Annotated in this window: 3 protein-coding genes and 1 pseudogene; 1 reads left to right on the forward strand and 3 read right to left on the reverse strand. The window is 33.4% G+C overall.

Annotation, left to right across the window (positions count from 1 at the left end; genetic code table 11):
* The 3 genes from FTV43_RS15075 to FTV43_RS15085 all read right to left on the reverse strand — a co-directional run.
* Window positions 1–315: hypothetical protein (locus tag FTV43_RS15075; RefSeq protein WP_179995802.1), on the reverse strand; the 315-nt coding region annotated here is incomplete at its 3' end.
* Window positions 316–342: 27 nt separating this feature from the next.
* Window positions 343–1095, reverse strand: a complete 753-nt coding sequence (locus FTV43_RS15080; protein ID WP_179995803.1) for a molecular chaperone — start codon at window positions 1093–1095, stop codon at window positions 343–345.
* Window positions 1096–1124: 29 nt separating this feature from the next.
* Window positions 1125–1598 carry a spore coat U domain-containing protein gene (locus tag FTV43_RS15085; protein WP_218945736.1) on the reverse strand — a complete coding sequence of 158 codons (474 nt, stop codon included), beginning with the start codon at window positions 1596–1598 and terminating at the stop codon, window positions 1125–1127.
* 383 nt (window positions 1599–1981) lie between these two features.
* On the opposite strand from FTV43_RS15085, the pseudogene FTV43_RS16120 reads away from it, so the two are divergent.
* Window positions 1982–2149, forward strand: a pseudogene (locus FTV43_RS16120) (GIY-YIG nuclease family protein); the annotation flags it as partial.
* Window positions 2150–2286 lie beyond the last annotated feature (137 nt).

A 2286-nucleotide genomic window follows, 5' to 3' on the forward strand; every position in this document is an offset into this window, starting at 1 on the left:
TACATCAAGGTAAATTTTCTGGTTGGAATTATCGTATTTATATTTGACTGAAGGTATGTCTTCTAAAAGATAGTAGCCTGCAGGATTAGTTTGCAGATCAGCAGGTAAAGTTAATTTAAGGTCTTGTAAAGTTTCTGTAGATATATAAAGCTGATCGCCTTGTTGGAGAAAATGGCCTAAAATATTTGAGTTAGATTGATTTAAAATAACATCTAAAAAAAGTTCCTGTTGAATGGTCGAATCTACTTCTTGAGAAGTCACTTCATTTGCTATTCCCTCTTGTACATAAAGAAGTCCAAGCAAAATTACACTCAAGTAATTAGCCCTAATCATATCAAGTATTTATTTATTTACAGGAATAACCTGTTGATTAATATCAGAATTAATAACTACTCGGAACTTTCCTGCACCATTATCTGGAAGACTGGTTGGTAAGTTCCAAGACATCGTTTGTCCTGCCAAAACATAACCCATCAATCCAGATATCAAAGGTACGATATTTCCTGTCGTGGATACATAACTCAACTGACTTAAGCGTAAATAGGAACTAGAACGGTTCGACACTGAAATCTGGCCGTTCGTATATTTAAACTGAATATTATCAAGCGAGGTTAGACCTTGAGTAATTTTATGAGGTTGCGAAGACTTATAAAAAACAGGAATTGAGTATTGCAATAAAATATTTAAACCCGAGTTATTTTGCTCGGAACTACTTCCTGGCAACTCATCTACCAGTACTCGAAATGCCTGCTCCTGAGTACTATTAGTATTGGCTGGCTTAATCAAGCGTACTAATTGTCTTTGACCAGGTTTAATTTCAGTAATAAGTGGACTTGCAATAAGCTTCTTAGTCGGTTCCAGAATTTCCTGGTTATTAAGCTGAGTCCACTCTTGCATACGTACTTGAGCACGAATATTTGTTTTCCCCGTGTTTGTAAGCCAAAGCTCTTTTGCTTTTTCCTGGGAAGAAAACTCTACAAGGATGGGAGATACTTGTAGACTAGCTGCTTGTGCTAAAGAACAAAAGGAAGAAGCTAAAAGAGTCACCATATAGATATGCTGACGATTTAATATTTTTTCAAATATACCTTGCAATAGCCTCTCCTTGTTTACTTATAACTTAATTAGTAAGTAATTTTAGCAGTTACAACATCAGTATATACACCTGCCTTAACATTTGTGTTGCCTTTTAATTTCGCATAGACAGGCAACTCTTGTGCTTTACCTGTACCGGTTTGCTCTAGTGCTTGATCAACTGTTTTACCCCAGATCTTTTGTGCACCGGTATCTTGGAATAAATCATAAGCCACGACAGAAGTACTGTCAGATTTATGCTTCATTTGACGTTCGCTATCCAGTACCACTTTATAAGGTGTGCCAATGGTACATGTAGCTGTTAATTTACCTGTTTGGGTACGGTTTACGTCGGTTGAACGATCTAAACTTCCGAAATCAATATCTGTAGCTGAATTAAATTCACACGATTCATTGATTGTTAATTTCACTTCAAAGTTCTGTGTTGGGGCAGTAGCTGCTTGTGCTGCAGAAAAGCCAAGTACAGATGAAATGAGCAAAGAAACATATGTAATTTTTTTCATGAGATTGAATCCAATATTTAAGTTCAGCCTAACCTTAAAAAGTGGATGAACTTTTGATCAAAGTAGGCGAGGAAATATACGCTCATTAAACAAGCAAGTACATAATTTATTTAGAAAAAATTAGATAATTTACTCTAAATTACTCCAATTAAAAAATTGGCTTAATTAAAAATCAGCTTTTATTTTCCCAAAAAAATGTGATAAGTATCTCATTAAAAATGATTTACTTGCTGTACGGATCATATAGTAAATAAAAAACAACTATTATTGAAACCAATAAAAACAATGAAAATAATCTAAAAAAACAATTAATATGAATTTCGAGCTTATAATTTTTAAAGTCATTAATGAAAAATGCTTTGTAGGTAAATTTCTGTTAGCGGGGAAATGTTCAATTACAGCAATTGCCGTTAGAGCGTATTGAAAATAATTTTTATTATTCAATTCTTGATATTTTTAAAGCTAAAACAGACGATAAAGTTATATTGAGTCGAGAGGGTTGGTGGAAAAATACGTTATTAACAAGAAGATTTGGCTATAACTCCAATTAACTATTTATTTAATATTTCTAAAATTAACATAATACACCTTATACGAAATGCGTTATAATTCTCTTGAAAATTCAACGCTGTAGTTCCTAGTTGATAGCCCGAACATCCCTGTTCGGGCTTTTTTTATCTTTTTTAGT

Source organism: Acinetobacter sp. YH16053, assembly GCF_013417035.1.
GTDB lineage: Bacteria > Pseudomonadota > Gammaproteobacteria > Pseudomonadales > Moraxellaceae > Acinetobacter > Acinetobacter towneri.